A 23,997-nucleotide genomic window follows, 5' to 3' on the forward strand; every position below is an offset into this window, starting at 1 on the left:
GGCGGGTGTCCGCGGGCCGCCGGTCCGGCCGGAAGGCGCTGTGGGCGGCTCTGAGGGCCGGCGGGCGCCCCGGTGGGCGGCAAAATCCGGGGCGGGCCGCCGTACGGCCGTCAGGCGGGCTGCGGCGCGGTCGTCGCCGGGGTTTCGGAGAGCACGAAGCCCGGGTCGACCTGGGCCGTCAGGTCGACGCCCGTCTTCCCGTTGCCCCAGCTCTCGGCGTTCTTCAGGTGGAAGTGCACCATCTGCTGCGTGTAGCGCTCCCAGTCGCGCCCCTCGTACGCGGCGTCGGCGGTGGTGTGCAGCGTGCGCAGCGCCTCCCGGTTGGCGTCCTCCAGTTGTACGAAGGGCGCCGGACGGCCCTTCTCCATGGCCCGCACCCAGTCGGACTGGCCGACCGTGACGAGCAGGTCGTCGCCCACCTGGTCGCGCAGGAACGCGAGGTCGTCGGGGCTCTGCACCTTGTTGCCGACCACCTTCAGCGCGACACCGAAGTCCCGCGCGTACTCCTTGTACTGGCGGTACACGGCGACGCCCTTACGGGTCGGCTCGGCGACCAGGAAGGTCATGTCGAACCGGGTGAACATCCCCGAGGCGAACGAGTCCGAGCCCGCCGTCATGTCGACGACCACGTACTCGTCCCGGCCGTCCACGAGGTGGTTCAGGCACAGCTCCACCGCGCCGACCTTGGAGTGATAGCAGGCCACCCCGAGGTCGGACTCGGTGAACGGCCCCGTGGCCATCAGCCGGACCGTGCGGTCGTCGAGGCGCACCTCGCGCGCGCAGGCGGCGTAGACGGGGTTGTCCTCGGTGACGCGCAGCAGCCGGGAGCCCGCGCCCGGCGGCGTCGTCTTGATCATTGTGTCGGCGGACGCGATGCGCGGGTTGCTGCCGCGCAAGTAGTCCTTGATGAGCGGGAGATGGGCGCCCATCGCGGGCAGTGCGGCCGCCTGGCCCTCGTCCAGGCCGAGGGCGGCGCCCAGGTGCTGGTTGATGTCGGCGTCCACGGCGATGACGGGCACGCCGGCGGTGGCGAGGTGGCGGATGAACAGCGAGGACAGCGTGGTCTTGCCACTGCCGCCCTTGCCTACGAAAGCGATCTTCATGTTCACGAAGCGTAACCGCCGAATCGCCTTACGTGAGGGGTTTGCGTGAAGAAGACCACTCCAACGAGGGGTTCGCCCTTGTGGTGCGTAGGGTCGTCCCCATGAGTACGACAGCCGACCCGCTCGCGACCCTCGCCTCGCTCCCCGGTGTCGCCGACAGCGTGGACTCCGTACGGAAGAGCATCGACCGGGTCTACGGGCACCGGATCATGCGGCGCCGCAGCAACGAGGTCACCGCGGAGGCGGCCCTTCGTAGCGCGCGCGGTTCGGCGGCGCTCTCGGGTGCCGACTGGGCGCTGGAAGAGGTGCGCAGGCGCACGGACTTCAGTGGTGACGGTGAGGCGCGCACCGTAGGTGCGGCGTTGCGGCTGTCGGCCGAGGCGGGGCAGCTCCTCAGTGTGTGGCGGCAGTCGCCCCTCCGGGTGCTGGCCCGGCTGCACCTGGTGGCGGCGGGCGGCGACGTACCCGATGAGAGCGTGGGCCGGCCGCGCCTGGCGGGTGAGGCCGTGGAGGAGCCCCTGATCGAACTCCCGCTGCCGGACGCCGACGAGGTGGCCGGGCGGCTGGACGGACTGGCCCGCCTGCTCCTCGCGGGGACCGAGGCGCCGGCGCTGGTGACGGCCGCCGTGGTGCACGGCGAGCTGCTCGCACTGCGGCCCTTCGGGTCCTCCAACGGCCTGGTGGCGCGCACGGCGGAACGTATCGTCCTGGTCGGCAGCGGCCTCGACCCGAAGTCCATCTGCCCGTCGGAGGTCGGCTACGCGGAGCTGGGCCGGGCGGCGTACGTGGCGGCACTGGAGAACTACGTCTCCGGCACCCCTGAGGGCATGGCCGCATGGATCGCCCACTGCGGGCGCGCGGTCGAGCTGGGTGCACGGGAGAGCACGGCGGTGTGCGAGGCGCTGCAGCGGGGCGCCGCGTAGGCGGTCCGCCGACGGCGGGGGTCTCGACGGGCCCCGGCAAAGGGTTGCGGCGGTACCTGGTCCTGCTCGGTACCGCCGCGTGGCACTCTCAGCGGGTTACCAGGCGTGCTCGATAGGTGCCGACAGGTCGGAGTCTTTGTCCGTCACCTGATGCGGCTGGCCCGTAATCGACGGGTCGGCGTCGCGTGGGTTCCCGTTGATCGTGCTCGGTCCGTGGGGCCTTCGTGCGCTACAGGTTTTCCTCTCGGAGATCCTTGGTCTCGCGGGCCGTTAATTCCTTTGTACTCCTGCGCCGCGACAAGCGGAACCCCTAGCTGCACATCTTTACTTTTACCTTCAAACAGGGCGTATCGGACGCTCGTTTCCCGGCCCCCTGTACGGGGGTGGAGCCGGGGCGGTCCCTCAGGCGGAGAGGGCGCGCGCCGGTGCACTGCGGCGCCGGCTGGCGTACCAGACCAGCCCCGCCGTGGCGGCCGCCGCGCCCACCGCGACGGCGACCAGCGCGGGCCGCGGCGGCATCGAGAGCGACGGGATGCGCTGCTTCAGGCGCACCGGCCGGTTGAACGTGAGCACCGGCCAGTCGCGCGCTGCGGCCTCCCGGCGCAGTGCCCGGTCGGGGTTGACCGCATGCGGATGGCCGACGGCCTCCAGCATCGGGATGTCGGTCGCCGAGTCGCTGTACGCGTAGCAGCGCGCGAGGTCGTACCCCTCGGACGCGGCCAGCTCCCGGATCGCCTCGGCCTTCGTGGGGCCGTAGGCGTAGTACTCGATCTCGCCCGTGAAGCGGCCGTCCTCGCCGACGACCATGCGCGTGGCCACCACCCGGTCGGCGCCCAGCAGCTCGCCGATGGGCTCGACCACCTCGGCGCCCGAGGTGGAGACGATGACGACGTCCCGGCCCGCGGTGTGGTGCTCCTCGATGAGGGAGGCCGCCTCGTCGTAGATGAGGGGGTCGATGAGGTCGTGGAGGGTCTCGGCGACGATCGTCCGCACCTGGGCCACGTCCCACCCACGGCAGAGGGCGGAGAGGTACTCCCGCATCCGCTCCATCTGGTCGTGGTCCGCGCCGCCCGCGAGGAAGACGAACTGGGCGTACGCGGTGCGCAGCGCGGCCCTCCGATTGATCAGGCCGCCTTGGTAGAAGGACTTGCTGAAGGTCAGCGTGCTCGACTTAGCAATGACCGTCTTGTCCAGGTCGAAGAACGCGGCCGTCCGAGGGGCCGAGTGGGGCGCTGAAGGAAGCGAGCTTCGGTTTTCCACAAGGCGAGCATAGGGGGGCACCATTCGGCGTAAGGTGTGGCGCGTGGGTTTGCCTGAGAAGGCTCTCGGGTACACCATGGAAGTCACGGATCGTTCGCGACCGTGCTAACCCGGCCCGACTCCTCCCCCCCCGAGTCGGCCGTGGGGACGACCCCCGCTCTCCCCCCCGGCGGGGGTCGTCGCATGTCCGGACCCATTTTCGGGGCGCGGGGGCAGCTATTTGATCTTCCTTCGGCGGCAGGCCGCCGCGCGGCGTCATGCCTACGGTTCGTAACTTACCGTAATCAGAAGACTGCTCTCAGGAAGTTTTCCATAGTCGCTGGTATAGGTGACCGGGATATTCACAGCCCCAGTAGTTGTCCACAGTTTTCGACCAAGATCCACGGGATTTTCCGGATCGCTGCACCGTGAAAGTCCGCGAAGTTCGCGGATGTGCGAGTTGTGTAGCGACAGGGGGACAGAACGTGGCCGGAAGCAACGATTCGGATGGGACGGAACGGGACGCGCAAGACTCCGGGCCGTTGATCATCACGGAGGACGAAAACCTTCTCGATGATCTTCTGCGGCTCTGCGCGGCGGCGGGCACGCTGCCGGCCGTGGCGCACGGCGGCAGTGCTGGCACTGCGGGCTGGGGATCGGCCCCGCTGGTGATCGTCGGGGAGGACTGCGTCCACCGGCTGCGGGGTCTCGCGCGCCGGCCCGGCGTCGTCCTCATCGGACAGCACCCGGACGAGACCGAGGTGTGGCAGCAGGCCGTCGACATCGGCGCCGAGCGGGTGCTCGGACTGCCGGACGGCGAGAGCTGGCTCGTGGACCGCATCGCCGACGCGGTGGAGGGCGACGGGCGCCCGGCCCTCACGGTGGGCGTGCTCGGCGGACGGGGCGGCGCCGGCGCGAGCACCCTCGCCTGCGCCCTGGCCGTGACGGCCGCGCGGCAGGGCCACCGGACGATACTGATCGACGCCGACCCGCTGGGCGGCGGCCTCGACGTCCTGCTCGGCGGTGAACGGGAGAAGGGCCTCCGCTGGCCCGCCTTCGCCGAGTCCCGCGGCCGGGTCGGCGGCGGCGCCCTGGCCGAATCCCTCCCGCGGCTGCACGCGCTGCGCGTCCTCAGCTGGGACCGCGGCGACTCGGTGACGATCCCGCCGGAGGCCATGCGGGCGGTGATGTCGGCGGCGCGCAGGCGCGGCGGCGTCGTGGTGGTCGACCTGCCGCGTGGTTTCGACGGCGCCGTGGCGGAAGCGCTCATGCAGATCGACGTGGGACTGCTGCTCGTCCCCGCCGAGCTGCGCGCCACGGTGGCGGCCCGGCGCGTCGCCGCCTCGGCCCGTTCGCTCCTGCACGACCTGCGCGTGGTGACCCGCGAGACACCGGGGCCCGGGCTGCCGGACGCCGAGCCGGCCCGGCTCCTCTCGCTGCCCCCGGTCGGCACCCTGCCGTGGGACCCGCAGCTCGCCGACGCCCTCGCCCGCCGTCTTCCACCGGGTGCGGACCCGCGAGGACCACTGGCCCGGTTCTGTACGGAGTTCTGGGCACGCGTACTGGACGGACGGGAGCCCGCGCGGCCCCGCTCCGCACACGAGGGTCCGTACGGGACGTACGCCGGACACGGCTCCGGTGCTGCTCCCCGTACCGACGAGGGCGGGCTCTCATGAAGGGCACCGTCGGCCGGTTCGCGGGACCGGCCCCGTCCGGGGTGGCGCCCCCGTCCGGGGTGGCGTCCCGGCCCGGCAGGACGGAGCCGGTCCATATGGCGCCGTCCCCGCCCGGCATCAGTGGCGCGCGGCAGGAGCCCGGCAGGCACGGGGGCACCGGCGAGAAGCTCCTGGAAGCCGTACGGCTGCGACTCGCCAGGGCCGGCGCCGAGCCGACGCCCGCCCGGGTGGCCGTGGCGCTGCGCGAGGAGGGGCGGCTGCTCGGGGACGCCGAGGTGCTCGGCGTGGTCGCGGCACTGCGCTCCGAGATGGTCGGCAGCGGCCCCCTGGAGCCGCTGCTCGCCGCGCCTGAGGTGACGGACGTCCTGGTCACCGCGCCGGACGAGGTGTGGGTCGACAGCGGCGGCGGACTGCGCCGCACCGAGGTGCGCTTCCCCGACGCGGCGGCCGTCCGCCGGCTCGCCCAGCGCCTGGCGGCAGTGGCCGGCCGGCGCCTGGACGACGCGCACCCGTGGGTGGACGCGCGGCTGCCCGACGGGACCCGGCTGCACGCCGTGCTGCCACCGGTCGCGGTCGGCTCCACCTGTCTCTCGCTCCGGGTGCTGCGCCCCAAGGCGTTCACGCTGGACGAGCTGGCCGCGGCGGGCACGGTCCCGCCCGGCGGCGACCGGCTGCTCCGCTCGGTCCTTGCCGCCCGGCTGTCCTTCCTGATCAGCGGCGGCACGGGCAGCGGCAAGACCACGCTGCTCAGTGCCCTGCTCGGCCTGGTCGGCAGGGACGAGCGGATCGTCCTGGCCGAGGACTCCGCCGAGCTGCGGCCCGACCACCCGCACGTCGTACGCCTGGAAACCCGCCCCGCCAACCAGGAGGGCGCCGGCCTGGTCACCCTGCGGGACCTGGTGCGCCAGGCGCTGCGCATGCGCCCGGACCGGCTGGTGGTGGGCGAGGTGCGGGGCCCGGAGGTCACCGACCTGCTGGCCGCGCTGAACACGGGGCACGAGGGCGGCTGCGGCACCGTGCACGCCAACGCGGCGGCCGATGTGCCGGCCCGCCTCGAAGCGCTCGGCTCGACGGCCGGGCTGGACCGCATGGCACTGCACAGCCAGTTGGCCGCCGGGCTCTCGGTCGTCCTCCACGTGATGCGCGACCGTACGGGCCATCGCCGTATCGCCGAGATCCATGTCCTCGCCCGGGACCCGGCGGGCCTGGTCACCACCACGCCCGCCGCGCTCTGGAGCCCGACCGGCTTCCGGCGGGCCGAGGGCTGGCCCCGCCTCGCCGCCCTGTGCGACCGGGGGAGCGGGACGAGCGGGGGCGCGTCATGAGTACGCAGTTCGCGGCGGACACGATGACACCGGTGTGCGCGGCCCTGCTGTGCGCCGGGGCGGGCCTCTGGAGGATCGGCGACCGGGACGACCCCGTACGCCGGGCACGCCTGCTGCTGGCCGGCGCCGAGTCGGTCGGCTCCGACCCTGCCGTACGGCGACGGAGTGCCGGTCAACGGCCACGCGCCGACCGGCTTCCGGCCCGCGGTGAATGGCTGGTCCGCCGGTGCCGGGCGGGGCTGACGCGGCTGCAGGGGCTGGGCCACGCCCTGTGGTGCCTGCCCCTCGGCGTTCTGCTCGGCCTCGTGGGCCGGTCGCCGCTGCCGGTGGCGCTCGGCGCGCTGGCCGTGCCGGTCGCCCACCGCCACCTGGCCCGCCGCGCCGCCCGGCGGGAGCACGACCGGCGCCGCGATCACGTGATCGCGCTCTGCGCCTCGGCCGCCGCCGAACTCCGTGCGGGACGCCAGCCGGGACAGGCCCTGGTGCTGGCCATCACGGAGACGGTGCCGGACGCGGGCCCGGGCGGATGGGGGGACGCGGGAGCAGCAGTGCTGGCGGCCGCGCGGTACGGCGGAGACGTGCCCAGCGCGCTGCGTGAGGCGGCCCGCTTGCCGGGCGCCGAAGGGCTGACCGGGGCGGCCGCCTGCTGGCAGGTCGCGGTGGAGGGCGGCGTCGGACTCGCCGCGGGCATCGAGCGCGTCACCGCCGGCCTCCGGGGCCAGCGCGATCAACAGCGGGAGCTGAGCGCCCAATTGGCGGGCACTCGGGCGACCGCCCTCATGCTCGCCCTGCTCCCGTCCTTCGGGCTGCTGATGGGGAGCGGACTGGGCGCGGACCCGCTCCACGTCCTCCTCCATACGCCGGTCGGCTGGGGCCTGTTGGCGGTCGGTGGACTGCTGGAGTGGGCCGGAGTGCTCTGGACCGCCCGCATCGTCCGCGCGGCGGAAGGGCGGCGGGCCGATGACGACCGCTGAAGTTATCCACAGCCTGGGGATGGTTTTCTCGCTCACGGCTACCGTGGTCTGCACGGCTGTGGCCGTCCGCCGGGCAGTCCACGCGAAAGCGGCCCGGCGGCGCGCGACCCGTATCTTCTCAGCCGCCGACGCGACGGCCGGCCTCCTGCCGGAGCGCGGTGCGTCTCGCCGCGGACGGGAGCAACGGGCCCGCACCGAACGGCGGAACGAGGTCGTCCGGGAGTGGGCCGTGGTCCTCGCCGCGGCCGGTGCCGGCGCCGTCCTGGTCGGCGGCATCACCGGGGCAGTGCTGGGGGCCGTGGGCGCGTACGCCACGCGGCGCCGACGGCAGCAGGCCAGAACCCGGTCCGCCGTCCGCGCGGCGGAGGCGGCAGTGCGCGAGCAACTTGCCACGGCGGCCGATTTGTTGGCCGGCTGCCTGGCGGCAGGTGCGAGTCCCGGTGCCGCGGCGGCCGCGGTGGGCGAGTCCCTGAGCGACCCGGTCGCCGAACGGCTGTGCCACACCGCGGCAGAGCTCCGTCTTGGCAGCGAAGCGGCGGCGAGCTGGGGGCGATTCGGCGAACTGCCCGGCGCACGGGAGCTCGGGCGCTGCCTGGCGCGCGCCGGTACATCCGGTGCACCGGCCGTCGACTCGGTCGCACGCATCGCGGCCGACCTGCGGTCCGAGTGGGGCCGCACGGCAACCGAGTCCGCACGCAAGGCGGGCGTGCTGGTGACCCTGCCGCTGGCGGTGTGCTTCCTGCCGGCCTTCCTGACGATCGGGGTCGCCCCGGTGCTCGTCGGGCTGGCGCAGGGGCTGCTGCCGCCGACCTGAGGCCGTAGCGGGGCGGGGCGGCGCGCGGAATGCAACCGACCATCACCAGCCCACCACCTACCGATCCGCTAACCCACCAACCAGTCAACCCACCAACCGATCAAGCAACGAGCAAGCAAGCAGGGGGATCTCATGAACACGACAGTGCGGGACACATCATCCGGAGTGCCCGGAACATCTGGGGCATCTGGGGTGCCTGGTGCTTTGGGGGCAACCGGGACGTCCGGCGGAGCGACGGAAGAAGCGAGGAAGGGAGCAGGCGCAGGGGAGGGCGTACGGGACGACGCAGCGGGGGAGTTGGCGAGCAGCGGACGCGGAGCCGCGCCGCCGGAAGCGTGTACTGGCCGTACCGCCGTAGTCCGTACTGCCGTGCCCGAATGGGCAGTCGTGGCCGGTGAGGCGGCACGCGGGGCGAGGCGTGCGCGAGCGGTGGCCGCACGGGACGGCCGGGAACGGGTGATGGTGCCGGGTGGGCCCGAGGGGTGGGCCGCCTGGGCGGCGGCCCGCCTCGACTTCGGCACGGTCAAGAAACGGCTCGAGGCGAGGCGCCGGATCATCGGGGCTCGGGCCGGCTGGTGCCGAAGCAGGGGAGCGGCATTGCGGCAGCGGCTGGACCGGGGGATGACGACGGCGGAGTACGCCATGGGGACGCTGGCGGCCTGTGCGTTCGCGGCGGTGCTCTACAAGGTCGTGACGAGCGGGTCGGTGAGTTCGGCGTTGAGTTCACTGATCGGCAGGGCACTCCATGTCCCGGTCTGACCCGGCCGTCCTTGCGCGGGGCAGCGCCCAGGACCGGGGGATGGTGACGGCCGAGACGGCGGTGGCCATTCCGACGCTGGTGCTGTTCGTGGCGATGCTGCTGTGGGGGCTGATGGCGGCGTGCGCGCAGATCCAGTGCGTGGACGCCGCCCGCGCCGGGGCCCGGGCGGCGGCACGCGCGGAGGCCGACGGAAGCACGCTCGCGGCCGCCCGGTCGGTCGCCCCGCGCGGGGCGCGGGTGCGGCTGGTGCGGGAGGGCGACCTGGTCCGCGTACGGGTCGAGGCGGCGGCGCCGGCGCTGGGGCCGCTGAACATGACGCTCAGGGGGGAGGCGGTCGCCCTTGCCGAAGAGACGGTGGGCCGGTGAGCAGCGAGGGGAGCGGAGCGGCGAGCCGCGTCGGAGGAGAGACGAGGCAGGACCGGATCGGAAACGGAGGGCTGACGAAGGGACGGGACCGAGGCGGAGGCTCGGGGAAGAGACGGGCCCGAGACGGAGGCTCGGCGAAGGGACGGGCCGGAGAAGGAGAGCTGATGAGGGGGCGGGCCTCAGGCGGCGAGGTGACGGGGGGTCGGCAACGGTCTGGACCGCGATGAGTGCCATGGCCCTGTGCGCGGTGTTCGCCATGGTGATCGCCCTCGGGCAGGCGGCGATCGCCCGGCACAGGGCAGGCGCGGCGGCCGACCTGGCCGCGCTCGCCGCCGCGGAACGGAGCCTGTACGGGGAGGCCGACGCGTGTGGCGCGGCCCGCCGGGTCGCTGCGGCGCAGCACGCCCGACTGGTCAGGTGCTCGCTGCGGGCGGAGGTCGCCGACGTGTCGGCGGAGGCGCGGGCGGGACCGTTCACCCCACGCATCCGCTCCCGAGCGGGCCCCGCGGAGGCGGGGGTGGCCGTCGGCCCGGTGACGCCGACACCTGCCGGGATCCCGTCACCGCCGTGATCCCGGCCCCGGTGAGGACGGCTCCCCGGTAACTCCGGAGCCCCGGTGGCATCGACACCCCGGTAGCTCCGGAGCCCCGGTGGCATCGGCACCCCGGTAGCTCCGGAGCCCCGGTGGCATCGGCACTCCTGGTAACTCCGCAGCCCCGGTGGCATCGGTACCCCGGCAATTGCGGAGCCCCGATGACTCCGGTAACGCCGGAGCCCCAGTGACTCCGGCGTCCCGGTAACCGGGCGCGGGTCAGCCCTGGGCGTCCCCTCGGGCGCCGCTGCCCGGCCGTCAGGTCCTGCGCCCGGCCCCGCACCAGGGTCGGCATCAGGGTGTCCCGCAGCCGGCTCCGCGTCAGCACGTCCCGCAGCGGAGCCAGCAGCAGGTCCGGCGCCCGGGCCAGCAGCAGGTCCCGCGCCCGGGCCCGCACCAGGTCCCGCGCCTGGGCCCCGGCCCACGCCCGGGCCCGCACCGGATCCTGGGCCCGTGCCCGGGCCCCGGCCCGCACCCGCATCCGGCTCCGCACCAGCCCCCGCACCCGGTCCCGCCCCCGGGCCCCCGCCCGCACCCGCATCCGGCTCCGCACCAGCTCCCGCCCCCGGGCCGCCGCCGGACGTCACCGCCCCGCCCCTCGGCCCGCCTCCCCGGCGCTTTCCGCGGCCTCCGCCTCCCCGGCATCTTCCGCGCCTTCCGCGGCACCTGCGGCGCCCGCCTGGCCCGCCGCCCCCGCCGGGCCCGCCGCACCTGCGGCGCCCGCCTGGCCCGCCGCGCCCGCGGCTTCCGCTCCGCGGAGGAGTTCCGTCAGCAGGCGGATGGCGCCTCGTTTGTGCAGGGGTTCGTTGCCGTTGCCGCACTTGGGGGACTGGATGCAGGACGGGCAGCCGGCGTCGCACTCGCAGGACGCGATGGCCTTGCGGGTGGCGGCGAGCCAGTCGGCGGCGGTGTGGAAGGCGCGTTCCGCGAAGCCCGCACCGCCCGGGTGGCCGTCGTAGACGAAGACCGTCGGGAGGAGCGTGTCCGGGTGCAGCGGCACGGAGACGCCGCCGATGTCCCAGCGGTCACAGGTGGCGAAGAGCGGAAGGATGCCGATGGAGGCGTGTTCGGCGGCGTGCAGGGCGCCGCCCAGCTGTTCCGGATTGACCCGGGCCGCGTCCAGCTGGTCCTCGGTCATGGTCCACCACACGGCGCGGGTACGCAGCGTACGCGGCGGGAGGTCGAGCTTGGTCTCGCCGAGCACCTCGCCGGTGATCAGTTTGCGGCGCAGGAAGGAGACGACCTGGTTGGTGACCTCGACCGAGCCGAAGCACAGGCGCGCGTCGCCCCACGGCACCTCGGTGTCGGTCTCCAGGATGGAGATGGCGGTGGTGTCACGGGCGACCGTGGAGTAGGGCGGCGTGGCCTCCTCGACGAGGGCGACGCTGTCCTCCAGGTCCAGGTGTTTCACCAGGTACGAGCGGCCCTGGTGCAGATGGACCGCGCCCTCGTGGACGGTGGAGTGCGCGGCGGCCTCGTCGACCGTGCCCAGGAGCCGTCCTGTGGCGGCCTCCACGACCTGGACGGGGGAACCGCCCTGGCCGCGGATGTCGGTGAGGTCGGCGGCGCGTTCGCGGCGGGTCCAGTACCAGGACTTGCCGCGGCGGCGCAGCAGCCGGCGGCGCTCCAGGCCCGCGAGGACGTCCGGCGCCTCCGGCCCGAAGAGGGCCAGGTCCTCGGGGCCGAGCGGGACCTCGGCCGCGGCGGCGCAGAGGTGGGGCCAGAGCACGTACGGGTTGTCGGGGTCGAGGACGGTCGATTCGACCGGCCGGTCGAAGAGGGCTTCGGGATGGTGGACGAGGTAGGTGTCCAGCGGGTCGTCGCGGGCGACGAGCACGGCGAGCGCGCCCTGCCCGGCCCGGCCGGCGCGGCCCGCCTGCTGCCACAGGGACGCGCGGGTGCCGGGATATCCGGCGATGAGGACGGCGTCGAGGCCGGAGACGTCGATGCCCAGCTCCAGCGCCGTGGTCGCGGCCAGCCCCAGCAGGTCGCCGGTGTGCAGGGCGCGCTCCAGGGCGCGGCGCTCCTCGGGCAGATAGCCGCCCCGGTACGCCGCGACCCGGCCGGGGAGCGACCGGTCGACCTCGGCCAGTCGTTCCTGGGCGATGAGGGCGATCAGCTCGGCGCCGCGCCGGGAGCGGACGAAGGCCACGCTGCGGACGCCCTGCACGGCGAGGTCGGTGAGCAGGTCGGCGGTCTCGGCGGTGGCGGTACGGCGTACGGGCGCGCCCTGCTCGCCGTGCAGCTCGGTCAGCGGCGGCTCCCACAGGGCGAAGACGACCTCGCCGCGCGGGGAGGTGTCCTCGGTGATCTGCACGACCGGCGCGCCGATGAGCCGCGCGGCGGACTCGGCCGGCTCGGCGGAGGTGGCGGAGGCCAGCAGGAAGACCGGGTCCGCGCCGTAACGGGCGCAGATCCGGCGGAGCCGGCGGATGACCTGGGCGACGTGCGAGCCGAATACACCGCGGTAGGTGTGGCACTCGTCGATGACCACGTAGCGCAGCGCGCGGAGGAAGGAGGACCAGCGGGGGTGGGCCGGGAGGATGCCGCGGTGCAGCATGTCGGGGTTGGTGAGGACGTAATTGCCGTACTGGCGCACCCATTCGCGTTCTTCGACCGGCGTGTCGCCGTCGTACACGGCCGGCCGGATCGCCGTGCCCAGCGGGGCGGCCAGATCGCGTACGGAGCGCCGCTGGTCGGCGGCGAGCGCCTTGGTCGGGGCGAGGTACAGCGCGGTGGCGCCGCGGCCGTTGGGGGCCTCGGAGCCGTCCAGCAGTCCGGACAGCACCGGGGCGAGGTACGCCAGCGATTTGCCGGATGCGGTGCCGGTGGCGACGATGACCGAGTCACCGCGCAACGCGTGCTCCGCGACCCGGGCTTGGTGTGTCCAGGGGCGCTCGATGCCGGCGGTGCGGATGGCGTCGATCACTTCCGTGCGGATCGATCCGGGCCAGTCGGCATGGCTGCCGATCCGCGGGGGCAAGTGCTCCGTATGAGTGATGCGCGTAGCGCGGATCTCTCCCCTGGCGAGACGGTCGAGGACCATGCCCGGGGAGGGGTGCGCATCCGCATCCGGCGGCAGTCGATTGGAGGCCATCGGCACCGAGTGTGTCACCGGTGTGACGGACAATGCTCATAAGGCGTCGTGCGCGCCTGCTGGTAAGTGATTGAATGCCATCGCGGCTGCCGATCCATGGGGGGCGACCGCTCGATAGCAAGGTGCTGGAGGATCCGTGGACCTGTCCCTGTCGACCCGTACCGTTGGCGACCGTACGGTCGTCGACGTCGGTGGCGAGATTGATGTATACACCGCGCCCAAGCTGCGGGAGCAGCTGGTCGAGCTCGTGAACGACGGCAGCTACCACCTCGTGGTGGACATGGAGCGCGTCGACTTCCTCGACTCCACCGGGCTCGGCGTTCTGGTGGGTGGCCTGAAGCGGGTGCGTGCCCACGAGGGCTCGCTGCGCCTGGTCTGCAACCAGGAGCGCATTCTCAAGATCTTCCGTATTACCGGACTGACGAAGGTGTTCCCGATTCACACCTCGGTCGACGAGGCCGTCGCGGCCACCGACTGACAGCTGTCCGGTTCCCCGTGCCGCGTGCGCGGGGGCAGGAAGCAGTGGGGGGTACCGGACAACGCGTCCGGCCCCCTGCGTAGCACGCCCGCTTACCGAGGGGGATGGCAATGGCCACCGTCGAACTTCGTTTCAGCGCCCTTCCCGAGCACGTCCGGACCGCGCGTCTGGTCGCGGCCGCCGTGGCGCGGCGGGCCGGGGTGGACGAGGCGGTGCTCGACGAGGTGCGCCTCGCCGTCGGTGAGGCGTGCAGCCGCGCCGTGGGACTGCACCGCAGCAATGACGTCACTTCGCCGATCACCGTCATGCTGATCGAGGACGAGAAGAAGTTCTCCATCGAGGTCGGCGACGAGGTGCCGGGGGCGACCGCCGGGGCGGCGCCGGGTGTGCCGGGCGTCGCGGGCGGCGAACCGGACGGTGCGGAGTCCGCGACCACCGACGAGGCCGAGGACGAGATGGGCCTCGCGGTCATCAGCGGTCTGGTCGACGACGTCGAGGTGTCCTCCAGCGAGACCGGCGGCGTGATCCGGATGAGCTGGCCGACGGTCCCGGACCCCGTCCTGCCGTAGCGGCCGCCCCGAAGCCGCCCCGCGGCCGTCGGCCTGCCGCGGCTGTCGGTCTCGGCCTTACCGCGCCTGCCTGCCGGCCGCTGAGGCGCCGACAGCCTCGCCCGAGGGCCCCGGCGCCCCGCCGGTGCGCCCCGTCGGACCCGCGCCGCACACCTCCGACGCTCCGAGTCACCTGGTCTCAGCGGCCGTACCCCCGCAGGAACGGCTTCACCGTTCCCTCCGCCGCCGGGCGACCACGCCCCGGCGAGGCACAGGCGATCGGCCCCCGATCGGCCCCCACCCCCCCCGTACGCCGCCCCCGGCCTTCCCCACCTACGCCCAACCGGGCCGCGCCCACGCCCAACCGGCCCCAGCCGCGCCCTGGCCGCGTCTCAGTCATGTGGCTCGCCGAGCGCGTTGCACGGGCCCCCGTGCCCTCCTGCCGGTGTCGTAGCGCCTGCCCGCCGTACGGGCGTGGCCGGGGCCGGGCGCAGGTGTACCGGTGGGCTTACGCCTACGCCTACATGTTCGTACGCGTACGCACACACGGGCCGTCGCGTCGGCGCCCGGGTCCGGAGCGGAGGCAGCGGCTCCGCCGCGCGCCCCGTGCGGGCTGCCCGAAAAGGATCTCGCGCGCCTCTCTGAGCAGCGGCGTTCAATAGGACAGCGAGATCATCCTGACGCGGTCAGCGAATTTGCTGCATTCCGTCGTCCGGGCGAATTTCTGCGGCGCTCACCTATTGATCTTCGCGGCTGCAGGCGAATTCCCTTTGACGCGTACTGTTTTGATCTAGTGCGGCTCCCTACAATCCGTCCACATCTTTGCTCAGGACGCCTGAGCGTGCATTCGCGCGCCCATGTGCCAAACGTCAAGGAGGACGAATGGCGGGGCCTTACACCCCTCAGATGCTCGACACCCCCACATACCTGGCCGAGCCATCACTGACGAGCGGCAACCGCGGCATCGTGCTGGTGATCGCCCTCGTGGCCCTGGCGGCGCTCGCCGTCGCGGCCGTGCTGGTACGGCAAGTGCTCGCGGCCGGCGAGGGCACCGACAGTATGAAGAAGATCGCCGCTGCCGTGCAGGAAGGCGCCAATGCCTATCTCGCACGGCAGTTGCGCACCCTCGGCGTATTCGCCGTCGTGGTGTTCTTCCTGCTCATGCTGCTGCCCGCGGACAACTGGACGCAGCGCATCGGCCGCAGCGCGTTCTTCTTGATCGGCGCGGCATTCTCCGCGGCCACCGGCTATATCGGCATGTGGCTCGCGGTGCGCAGCAATGTGCGAGTCGCCGCGGCGGCGCGGGAAGCCACTCCCGCCGAAGGGGACACGGCCGCCCGTGATCTGACGGCCGTCTCGCACAAGGCGATGAAGATCGCTTTCCGCACGGGCGGGGTCGTCGGCATGTTCACGGTGGGCCTCGGCCTGCTGGGCGCGTCCTGTGTCGTCCTCGTGTACGCGGTCGACGCGCCGAAGGTACTGGAGGGCTTCGGCCTCGGTGCGGCGCTGATCGCCATGTTCATGCGAGTCGGCGGCGGCATCTTCACCAAGGCCGCGGACGTCGGCGCCGACCTGGTCGGCAAGGTCGAGCAGGGCATCCCCGAGGACGACCCGCGCAACGCCGCGACCATCGCGGACAACGTGGGCGACAACGTCGGCGACTGCGCCGGCATGGCGGCCGACCTGTTCGAGTCGTACGCGGTCACCCTGGTCGCCGCGCTGATCCTGGGCATGGCCGCCTTCGGTGACTCGGGGCTCGCCTTCCCGCTGCTCGTCCCGGCCATCGGCGTGATCACGGCGATGATCGGCATCTTCGTCGTGGCGCCCCGGCGCTCCGACCGCAGCGGCATGACCGCCATCAACCGCGGCTTCTTCATCTCCGCGGGCATCTCGCTGGTCCTGGTGGCCGTCGCGGCCTTCACGTACCTGCCGTCCACCTACGCGGGCCTGACCGGCGTCAGCGACGACGCGATCGCCGGCCGGGCGGGCGACCCGCGCATCCTGGCCCTGGTCGCGGTCGCCATCGGCATCGTGCTCGCCGCGCTCATCCAGCAGCTGACCGGTTACTTCACCGAGACCAGCCGGCGGCCCGTACGGGACATCGGCAAGACCTCGCTGACCGGCCCCGCGACCGTCGTGCTCTCCGGCATCTCCATCGGCCTGGAGTCGGCGGTCTACTCGGCCGTGCTGATCGGCCTAGCCGTGTACGGCGCGTTCCTGCTGGGCGGCGCGTCCATCATGCTGGCGCTGTTCGCGGTGGCGCTGGCCGGTACGGGCCTGCTGACCACGGTCGGCGTCATCGTCGCCATGGACACCTTCGGGCCGGTCTCCGACAACGCGCAGGGCATCGCCGAGATGTCCGGTGACGTCGAGGGCGACGGCGCGCAGGTGCTCACCGACCTGGACGCCGTGGGCAACACCACCAAGGCCATCACCAAGGGCATCGCCATCGCCACGGCGGTGCTCGCGGCGGCCGCGCTGTTCGGTTCGTACCGGGACGCGATCGCCACGGCCGTACGGGACGTGGGCGACGCGGCGAAGGGCATGGGCCTGAGCCTGGACATCTCGCAGCCGAACAACCTGGTCGGCCTCGTCCTGGGCGCCGCGGTGGTCTTCCTCTTCTCCGGACTGGCCATCAATGCCGTGTCCCGCTCGGCGGGTTCGGTGGTCTTCGAGGTCCGCCGGCAGTTCCGGGAGAAGCCCGGGATCATGGACGGCACCGAGAAGCCGGAGTACGGACGGGTCGTCGACATCTGCACCAAGGACGCGCTCCGCGAGCTGGCCACCCCCGGCCTGCTGGCGGTGCTCACGCCCATCCTGGTCGGCTTCTCGCTCGGCGTCGGCGCGCTCGGCTCCTTCCTGGCCGGCGCGATCGGCACCGGCACCCTGATGGCGGTGTTCCTCGCCAACTCCGGTGGTGCCTGGGACAACGCCAAGAAGCTGGTGGAGGACGGCCACCACGGCGGCAAGGGCAGTGAGGCGCACGCGGCCACTGTCATCGGTGACACCGTGGGCGACCCGTTCAAGGACACCGCGGGCCCCGCGATCAACCCGCTGCTGAAGGTGATGAACCTGGTGGCGCTGCTCATCGCGCCTGCCGTGGTCAAGTTCAGCTACGGCAACGACGCGAACGTCGGCGTACGGATCGTGGCGGCGGTCATCGCGCTGATCATCATCGTGGGCGCGGTGTACCTCTCCAAGCGCCGCGGCATCGCCGTGGGTGACGAAGACAACTCGGGAAAGGTCGCTCAGACGGCCGACCCGGCGGTCGTTTCCTGACGGGCCGCTGAGAAATCCGCTCAACGGGCGGGTGGGCGAGGCGTTTTGCGTGCCTCGTCCACCCGCCCGTACGTCTGCCGGAAGCGAGAGGTATCGGTCACCGTCCCTTGGTGCAAATGGCTTCAATGCGGGTCGTACGGGATGCTCGTCTCATGGTCAAAGCCCTTTGGGCGTGTATGTTCCGGGGCCGAGAGCCATGGAAGGGACCAATCCGGTGAACAAGAAGCTTGTGGCTGCACTGTCCGGCGGTGCGGCACTGGTGCTCGCGCTGACCGGCTGCAGCGACGACAGCAACAAGAAGCTCAATGACTGGGCCAAGCGTTTCTGCGACCCCGCGCAGGCTCAGTTCAAGCAGATCCAGGACGCCAACGCGTCGATGCAGACCGCGGACGACGGCACCACCGACTCCAAGAAGGTCCAGCAGACCGACTCCCAGGCGTTCCAGAAGATCTCGGACGCCTACGGCTCGCTGGCCAAGTCGCTGGACAAGGCGGGGGCTCCCCCGGTCGAGGGCGGCAGCGCCGACAAGAAGAACGCCGTCAAGGAGCTGAAGGGGCTCTCCGCGGGCTACGCGGACCTCAAGAAGCAGGTCGACGGGCTCGACACCAAGGACAAGCAGAAGTTCGCCGACGGGCTGCGCTCGCTGTCGGACGGCATCAACAAGCTCAACAAGAAGAGCGAGGCGGCCTTCAAGAAGCTGGAGTCCGGCGACGTCGGCAAGGCGATGGCCGGTCAGAAGGGCTGCCAGACGCAGAAGGCGTCCGCCTCGCCGCAGAAGAGCTCCTGACCGCGGCCGCTCGCACGCGGCGCCGGCCCGGCCCCGGCGGCTCGTCCGTACGGGACCGGCCGGGGCGCCGCCGTCGTGCCGGTGGTTCGCCGTCGGCGGTTGCCCTGACAATGGGGGCGTGAGTACGCACCTCCCCGTCGCAGACGACCGAGACCCCGAGTCCGCCGCCCGCACCGCCCGGCTGCGGGAGGCGCTGCTGGCCGCCGGCTTCACCGCCGACGGCCTGCTGGAACTGCTGGGCGCCACCGCCTACGCCGCGCTGGCCCGCAGCGAGACCGTGCCGGCCCTGCGCGCCACCAGAAGCGACGGCCCGCTCGCGGCCCTGGTGCGGCTCTTCCTGCTCCAGCAGCCGGTCGCGGCAGCGCGCGCGGGCGAAGCGCTGCCCCTGGACGACTGCCTGGCCGACGGCTGGCTCGTCCGGGACGGCGACGAGGTGCGCGCGACCGTGGACGTGCGCCCGTACGGCGGTCCCGAGGGCCAGGACTGGTGGATCGTCTCCGACCTGGGCTGCGCGGTCGGCGGCGCCGGCGGCATCGGCCGCGGCCCGGCCGACGTGGACCGCTCCCAGCTGGTCCTCGGCGTCGGCGGCGCCTCCACCACCCTCGCGGGGCTCATGCTGCGCCCCCAGGCCGGCGCCCCGGCCGCCGGGCCGCACTTCGACTCCGTCCTCGACCTCGGCACGGGCTCCGGTGTGCAGGCCCTGCACGCCGCCGAGTACGCCACCCGGGTCACCGCGACGGACGTGAACCCGCGGGCGCTGCGCATCGCGGCCCTCACCCTCGCGCTCTCCGGGGCCCAGGCCGCCGATCTGCGGCAGGGCTCGCTGTTCGAGCCGGTGGGCGACGAGACGTACGACCTGATCGTCTCCAACCCGCCCTTCGTGATCTCGCCGGGCGCCCGGCTCACCTACCGCGACGGCGGCATGGGCGGCGACGACCTGTGCCGCACGCTGGTGCAGCAGGCCGCCGGCCATTTGAACGACGGCGGCTACTGCCAGCTGCTCGCGAACTGGCAGCACGTCGAGGGCGAGGACTGGAAGGACCGGGTGCGCGCCTGGGTGCCGCGCGGCTGCGACGCCTGGATCGTGCAGCGCGAGGTGCAGGACGTCACCCAGTACGCCGAGCTGTGGCTGCGGGACGCCGGCGACCACCGCGCGGGCCCCGAGGAGTACGCCGCGCGGTACGAGGCGTGGCTGGATGAGTTCGAGGCGCGCAAGACCAGGGCCGTCGGCTTCGGGTGGATCACGCTGCGCAAGTCCGGCGCCGACGATCCCTCGATCACCATCGAGGAGTGGCCGCACGCCGTCGAGCAGCCGCTCGGCCCCGCCGTGCTCGGCCACTTCGCGCGCCAGGACTACCTGCGCGAGACGGACGACGCCGCGCTGCTGGCCGGACGGTTCAAGCTCGCCCCCGAGGTCGTGCAGGAGCAGGTCGGGCTGCCGGGCGCCGAGGACCCCGAGCACGTGGTGCTCCGTCAGAACCGGGGCATGCGGCGGGCCACGAAGGTCGACACGGTCGGCGCGGGCTTCGCCGGGGTGTGCGACGGCACGCTGCCCGCCGGACGCATCCTGGACGCCATCGCCCAACTCGTCGGCGAGGACCCCGTGATGCTGCGGGACCGCACGCCGGAGGCGATCCGGATGCTGGTCGAGCAGGGCTTCCTGGACCCGGTCGGCGGGGCGCCGGAGGCGGACGCGGACGCGACGACGGAGGGCTGAGGACGCGGGGCCCGTACGGAGCACGCGGGTACGGGCCCTCAGTGACGCGGCGCGTGGGCGGTGTGGAGCGCCCGCGCAGACCGTGGGGAGCCCGTACGGGGGAGCGGGCGCGCGCGTTCACCCGCTGTTCGCCCGAGGGTCGCGGGGGAGTGCCAGGCTGCCCGTATGGAACGTGGACCCGCGCTGTTCTCCGGTGCCGCCTTCGCGCTCTTCGGCGGCGGACTGCTGCTCTGGCTGGCGGCGCGCGTCAGTCACCGCGCGCCGGTCGCCCACGGCGTGAGCCGCCCGCTCGCGGTGACCATGACCGCGCTCTTCGGCACGCTGTTCCTGGCGGCCGGCGGCTGGCTCCTCACCACCGCCTGACGGCCGGGCCCGGCACCCGACGGCGGGGCGCGCGGAGCCGGTCAGCCCACCACGTTCCGTACGACGCCCCAGACGAGCGCGGTGGCCAGCACCGCGGCGAGCGTGCGCGGCGTGGGCCGGACACGGTACCGGCGTCCCCGCAGCCCTTCGTAGAGCAGCCGCCCGCCCACGTACGCGGCGAGCGGCACTCCGAGGACGAGCAGCGCGGCGTTGTCGTGGAAGGCCGCGGACAGCTCCCCGTGGAGCAGGTCGTACACCATGCGGGTGCCGCCGCAGGCCGGGCAGAGCAGCCCGGTCATGACGTTGAAGGGGCAGCGCGGCAGGGCCTGCCCCGGCTGGTGCGGATCGGTGTGCCACAGATAGGCGCAGGCCGCGGCCGTGAGACCGGTCACCGCGAGGGCGACGCCCAGGGTCGTCCGCCGCACCCGCCGGGCGTCGGCCGGCGCGCCCGGTGCGGCGTACGGCGACGCGCCCGGGACCGGCGCGGACATCGGCGCCGCCGCGGCCCCTGCCGCACCGGCGTGGCCGCCGTACTCCTCCGCCATGGCCGGTGCCCCCCGAAGACGTATATCTGTGTGACCCGCCACCATCCTGCCAGCCGCCCCTGCACCGGCCCGGGGAGCCCCGGCGGGGACCGCGGCCCGGCCCCTCCCCGGCGCGGCACGGGGCCGGAAACGGAATATGCCCGGCGCCCCTTCCGTTCCAGTTCGGGCGGGACGCGCGGAGCCGGATGCGGAGCGTTCCCTTCCGTGCCGGAGCGGTCCGCGACCGCCCCTCGGCGGCCCGCGCCGGGCCTCCCGCGCGGCGGGTGATCACGGAGCGTGCCGCGGGCGGCGGCGCGAGGTCCGGGCGGCACGAAGGGCTGGACTCGGGTTACCGTTCGAGTGGCGTTGTGGGCTTTTTCCGTTTGACACGGGGGCGGGATGTACCGTCACACTCCGCAGCGTCACCGCAGAGTCGCCCTCGGGAGCACCGTCCCGAGGTACCCCCCAGCGCCGACCGGAGAGAAGAGCGAAGTTGTCCCCGACCAGCGACACCGCACAAGGCGGCGGCCGCCGACTCGTCATCGTCGAGTCGCCTGCCAAGGCGAAGACGATCAAGGGCTACCTCGGCCCTGGATACGTCGTCGAAGCGAGCGTCGGGCACATCCGTGACCTTCCGAACGGCGCCGCCGAGGTCCCGGCGAAGTACAAGGGCGAGTCCTGGGCGCGCCTCGGCGTGAACGTCGACGCCGACTTCCAGCCGATCTACGTCGTCAACAGCGACAAGAAGGACCAGGTCAAGAAGCTCAAGGAGCTGCTGGCCGAGTCCGACGAACTCTTCCTCGCCACCGATGAGGACCGCGAGGGCGAGGCCATCGCCTGGCACCTGCAGGAGATCCTCAAGCCCAAGGTCCCCGTCCACCGCATGGTCTTCCACGAGATCACCAAGGACGCCATCCGGGACGCCGTGGCGAACCCGCGCGAGCTGAACAAGAAGCTCGTCGACGCCCAGGAGACCCGCCGCATCCTCGACCGCCTCTACGGCTACGAGGTCTCGCCGGTCCTGTGGAAGAAGGTCATGCCCCGGCTGTCGGCCGGCCGCGTGCAGTCCGTCGCCACCCGCCTCGTCGTCGAGCGGGAGCGCGAGCGCATCGCCTTCCGCTCCGCCGAGTACTGGGACCTGACCGGCACCTTCGCCACCGGCCGCGAGGGCGACGCGAGCGACCCCGGCACCTTCGGCGCGCGTCTGACCACCGTCGACGGCCGCCGCGTGGCCCAGGGCCGCGACTTCGGCGCCGACGGCCGGCTCAAGTCCGACCAGGTGCTGCACCTGGACGAGGCGAACGCCCGCGCGCTGGCCGCCGCGCTGGAGGACACGCGGTTCTCCGTCCGCTCGGTCGAGTCCAAGCCGTACCGGCGCTCCCCGTACGCGCCGTTCCGCACGACCACGATGCAGCAGGAGGCCAGCCGCAAGCTGGGCTTCGGCGCCAAGGCGACCATGCAGGTGGCCCAGAAGCTGTACGAGAACGGCTTCATCACCTACATGCGTACGGACTCCACGACGCTCTCCGACACCGCCGTCGCGGCCGCCCGTGCCCAGGTCACGCAGCTCTACGGCGCCGACTACCTCCCGGACAAGCCGCGCTCCTACGCGGGCAAGGTGAAGAACGCCCAGGAGGCGCACGAGGCGATCCGCCCCTCCGGCGACCGCTTCCGCACGCCCGCCGAGACGGGCCTGACCGGTGACCAGTTCAAGCTGTACGAGCTGATCTGGAAGCGCACCGTCGCGTCCCAGATGAAGGACGCCACCGGGAACAGCGTCACCGTCAAGCTGGGCGGCACGGCGAGCGACGGCCGGGACGCCGAGTTCAGCGCGTCCGGCAAGACCATCACCTTCCACGGCTTCCTCAAGGCGTACGTCGAGGGCGCCGACGACCCGAACGCCGAGCTGGACGACCGCGAGCGCCGGCTGCCGCAGGTCGCCGAGGGCGACGCGCTGACCGCCCGGGAGCTCTCCGCGGACGGCCACGCCACCAAGCCGCCGGCCCGCTACACCGAGGCCACGCTGGTCAAGGAGCTGGAGGAGCGGGAGATCGGCCGCCCGTCGACGTACGCGTCGATCATCGGCACCATCCTGGACCGCGGCTACGTCTTCAAGAAGGGCACGGCGCTCGTGCCGTCCTTCTTGTCCTTCGCCGTGGTGAACCTCCTGGAGAAGCACTTCGGCAGGCTCGTCGACTACGACTTCACCGCCAGGATGGAGGACGACCTCGACCGCATCGCACGCGGCGAGGCCCAGTCCGTGCCGTGGCTGCGCCGCTTCTACTTCGGCGAGGGCGGCCCCGAGGGCGCGGCCTCCGAGGCGGGCAACGGCGACGGCGACCACCTCGGCGGCCTGAAGGAGCTGGTCACGGACCTGGGCGCGATCGACGCGCGCGAGGTCTCCTCCTTCCCGGTCGGCAACGGCATCGTCCTCCGGGTGGGCCGCTACGGCCCCTACGTGGAGCGCGGCGAGAAGGACACCGACAACCACCAGCGCGCCGACGTGCCGGACGACCTGGCGCCCGACGAGCTGACGGTGGAGTACGCCGAGGAGCTGCTGGCCAAGCCCAGCGGCGACTTCGAGCTGGGCACGGACCCGAAGACCGGCCACCAGATCGTGGCCAAGGACGGCCGCTACGGCCCGTACGTCACCGAGATCCTGCCCGAGGGCACCCCGAAGACCGGCAAGAACGCGGTCAAGCCGCGCACGGCCTCGCTGTTCAAGTCGATGTCCCTGGACACCGTCACGCTGGAGGACGCGCTCAAGCTGATGTCGCTGCCGCGCGTCGTCGGCCAGGACGCCGAGGGTGTGGACATCACCGCGCAGAACGGCCGCTACGGCCCGTACCTGAAGAAGGGCACGGACTCGCGTTCCCTGGAGAGCGAGGAGCAGCTCTTCACGATCACGCTCGACGAGGCGCTGGAGATCTACTCCAAGCCCAAGCAGCGCGGACGCGCAGCGGCCAAGCCGCCGCTGAAGGAGCTGGGCACCGACCCGGTCAGCGAGAAGCCGGTCGTGGTCAAGGACGGCCGCTTCGGCCCGTACGTCACCGACGGCGAGACCAACGCGACGCTGCGCCGGGACGACGACGTCGAGACGATCACCCCCGAGCGCGGTTTCGAACTCCTCGCCGAGAAGCGCGCCAAGGGCCCGGCCAAGAAGAAGACGGCGGCCAAGAAGACCACTGCCAAGAAGGCCCCGGCGAAGAAGACCGCGGCCAAGAAGACGGCGGCGAAGAAGACGACCGCCAAGAAGACGACGGCGAAGAAGACGACCGCTGCTGCGAAGAAGACAGCGGCCAAATCAAGCCCGTCCGGCGACTGAGGACGAGCCCGAAGGGCGACAGGGGGCGCAGCCCCGGTGGTGCAGGTCGCCCCGCGACCGCACCCGTGTTCGGCCAGGGACCCGGTGTGTCACCGGGTCCCGCTAGG

The 23,997-nt window shown here is 72.8% G+C and carries 19 protein-coding genes; 15 read left to right on the forward strand and 4 right to left on the reverse strand.

Going from position 1 to position 23,997, the window contains the following annotated elements:
• Positions 1-110: 110 nt before the first annotated feature.
• Positions 111-1,103, reverse strand: a complete 993-nt coding sequence (locus C3486_RS06855) for an ATP-binding protein (RefSeq protein WP_103831691.1) — start codon at positions 1,101-1,103, stop codon at positions 111-113.
• 101 nt (positions 1,104-1,204) lie between these two features.
• On the opposite strand from C3486_RS06855, the gene C3486_RS06860 reads away from it, so the two are divergent.
• Positions 1,205-2,026 (forward strand): oxidoreductase, encoded by an 822-nt coding sequence (locus C3486_RS06860; RefSeq protein WP_103831692.1) that lies wholly within the window; start codon positions 1,205-1,207, stop codon positions 2,024-2,026.
• A gap of 402 nt (positions 2,027-2,428) precedes the next feature.
• On the opposite strand, the gene C3486_RS06865 is transcribed toward C3486_RS06860, so the two are convergent.
• Positions 2,429-3,310, reverse strand: coding sequence for an HAD-IB family hydrolase (locus C3486_RS06865; RefSeq protein WP_103831693.1), 882 nt, complete (start codon positions 3,308-3,310; stop codon positions 2,429-2,431).
• A 440-nt stretch (positions 3,311-3,750) separates the two neighbouring features.
• Here C3486_RS06865 and ssd point away from each other — a divergent pair, with 440 nt between their 5' ends.
• The 7 genes from ssd (at position 3,751) to C3486_RS38510 (ending at position 9,751) form a co-directional block, all read left to right on the forward strand.
• On the forward strand, positions 3,751-4,941 hold the full coding sequence (gene ssd / locus C3486_RS06870; RefSeq protein WP_103831694.1) for a septum site-determining protein Ssd: 1,191 nt from the start codon (positions 3,751-3,753) through the stop codon (positions 4,939-4,941).
• Positions 4,938-6,266: a TadA family conjugal transfer-associated ATPase gene (locus tag C3486_RS06875; protein ID WP_103831695.1), complete on the forward strand. Its 1,329-nt coding sequence runs from the start codon at positions 4,938-4,940 to the stop codon at positions 6,264-6,266. Before ssd ends, C3486_RS06875 begins: the two co-directional genes overlap by 4 nt.
• Positions 6,263-7,240, forward strand: a complete 978-nt coding sequence (locus C3486_RS06880; protein ID WP_258052643.1) for a type II secretion system F family protein — start codon at positions 6,263-6,265, stop codon at positions 7,238-7,240. The genes C3486_RS06875 and C3486_RS06880 overlap by 4 nt, the downstream gene beginning before the upstream one ends.
• Before the next feature lie 229 nt (positions 7,241-7,469).
• Entirely contained in the window at positions 7,470-8,054 is a 585-nt protein-coding gene (locus C3486_RS06885; RefSeq protein WP_258052644.1) for a type II secretion system F family protein, read from the forward strand.
• Between the two features lie 429 nt (positions 8,055-8,483).
• Positions 8,484-8,813, forward strand: coding sequence for a DUF4244 domain-containing protein (locus C3486_RS37170; protein ID WP_258052645.1), 330 nt, complete (start codon positions 8,484-8,486; stop codon positions 8,811-8,813).
• On the forward strand, positions 8,800-9,180 hold the full coding sequence (locus C3486_RS06895; protein ID WP_103831698.1) for a TadE family type IV pilus minor pilin: 381 nt from the start codon (positions 8,800-8,802) through the stop codon (positions 9,178-9,180). Before C3486_RS37170 ends, C3486_RS06895 begins: the two co-directional genes overlap by 14 nt.
• Positions 9,155-9,751 carry an Rv3654c family TadE-like protein gene (locus C3486_RS38510; RefSeq protein ID WP_308461223.1) on the forward strand — a complete coding sequence of 199 codons (597 nt, stop codon included), beginning with the start codon at positions 9,155-9,157 and terminating at the stop codon, positions 9,749-9,751. The genes C3486_RS06895 and C3486_RS38510 overlap by 26 nt, the downstream gene beginning before the upstream one ends.
• Positions 9,752-10,355: 604 nt before the next feature.
• Here C3486_RS38510 and C3486_RS06910 read toward each other — a convergent pair.
• Positions 10,356-12,869, reverse strand: a complete 2,514-nt coding sequence (locus C3486_RS06910) for a DEAD/DEAH box helicase (RefSeq protein WP_103831771.1) — start codon at positions 12,867-12,869, stop codon at positions 10,356-10,358.
• Positions 12,870-13,005: 136 nt separating this feature from the next.
• Here C3486_RS06910 and bldG point away from each other — a divergent pair, with 136 nt between their 5' ends.
• The 6 genes from bldG to C3486_RS06945 all read left to right on the forward strand — a co-directional run bounded on the left by bldG (position 13,006) and on the right by C3486_RS06945 (position 20,041).
• Positions 13,006-13,347, forward strand: a complete 342-nt coding sequence (gene bldG, locus C3486_RS06915; protein WP_030260174.1) for an anti-sigma factor antagonist BldG — start codon at positions 13,006-13,008, stop codon at positions 13,345-13,347.
• Between the two features lie 110 nt (positions 13,348-13,457).
• Positions 13,458-13,916, forward strand: coding sequence for an ATP-binding protein (locus C3486_RS06920; RefSeq protein ID WP_103831701.1), 459 nt, complete (start codon positions 13,458-13,460; stop codon positions 13,914-13,916).
• Between the two features lie 861 nt (positions 13,917-14,777).
• The gene (locus C3486_RS06930; RefSeq protein ID WP_103831703.1) at positions 14,778-17,174 is read left to right on the forward strand and encodes a sodium-translocating pyrophosphatase; all 2,397 of its coding nucleotides are present in this window, start codon (positions 14,778-14,780) and stop codon (positions 17,172-17,174) included.
• Between the two features lie 214 nt (positions 17,175-17,388).
• Positions 17,389-17,961 carry a small secreted protein gene (locus C3486_RS06935; RefSeq protein ID WP_103831704.1) on the forward strand — a complete coding sequence of 191 codons (573 nt, stop codon included), beginning with the start codon at positions 17,389-17,391 and terminating at the stop codon, positions 17,959-17,961.
• Positions 17,962-18,079: 118 nt separating this feature from the next.
• Positions 18,080-19,678: a methyltransferase gene (locus tag C3486_RS06940; RefSeq protein WP_103831705.1), complete on the forward strand. Its 1,599-nt coding sequence runs from the start codon at positions 18,080-18,082 to the stop codon at positions 19,676-19,678.
• Between the two features lie 165 nt (positions 19,679-19,843).
• Positions 19,844-20,041: a hypothetical protein gene (locus tag C3486_RS06945; RefSeq protein ID WP_103831706.1), complete on the forward strand. Its 198-nt coding sequence runs from the start codon at positions 19,844-19,846 to the stop codon at positions 20,039-20,041.
• Positions 20,042-20,082: 41 nt separating this feature from the next.
• Here C3486_RS06945 and C3486_RS06950 read toward each other — a convergent pair whose 3' ends face one another.
• Positions 20,083-20,586, reverse strand: coding sequence for a DUF2752 domain-containing protein (locus tag C3486_RS06950; protein ID WP_258052646.1), 504 nt, complete (start codon positions 20,584-20,586; stop codon positions 20,083-20,085).
• Positions 20,587-21,058: 472 nt separating this feature from the next.
• Here C3486_RS06950 and topA point away from each other — a divergent pair, with 472 nt between their 5' ends.
• On the forward strand, positions 21,059-23,890 hold the full coding sequence (gene topA / locus C3486_RS06955) for a type I DNA topoisomerase (protein ID WP_103831707.1): 2,832 nt from the start codon (positions 21,059-21,061) through the stop codon (positions 23,888-23,890).
• Positions 23,891-23,997: the final 107 nt, after the last annotated feature.

This window comes from Streptomyces sp. Ru73 (assembly GCF_002920575.1).
In the GTDB taxonomy this organism is placed as follows: domain Bacteria; phylum Actinomycetota; class Actinomycetes; order Streptomycetales; family Streptomycetaceae; genus Streptomyces.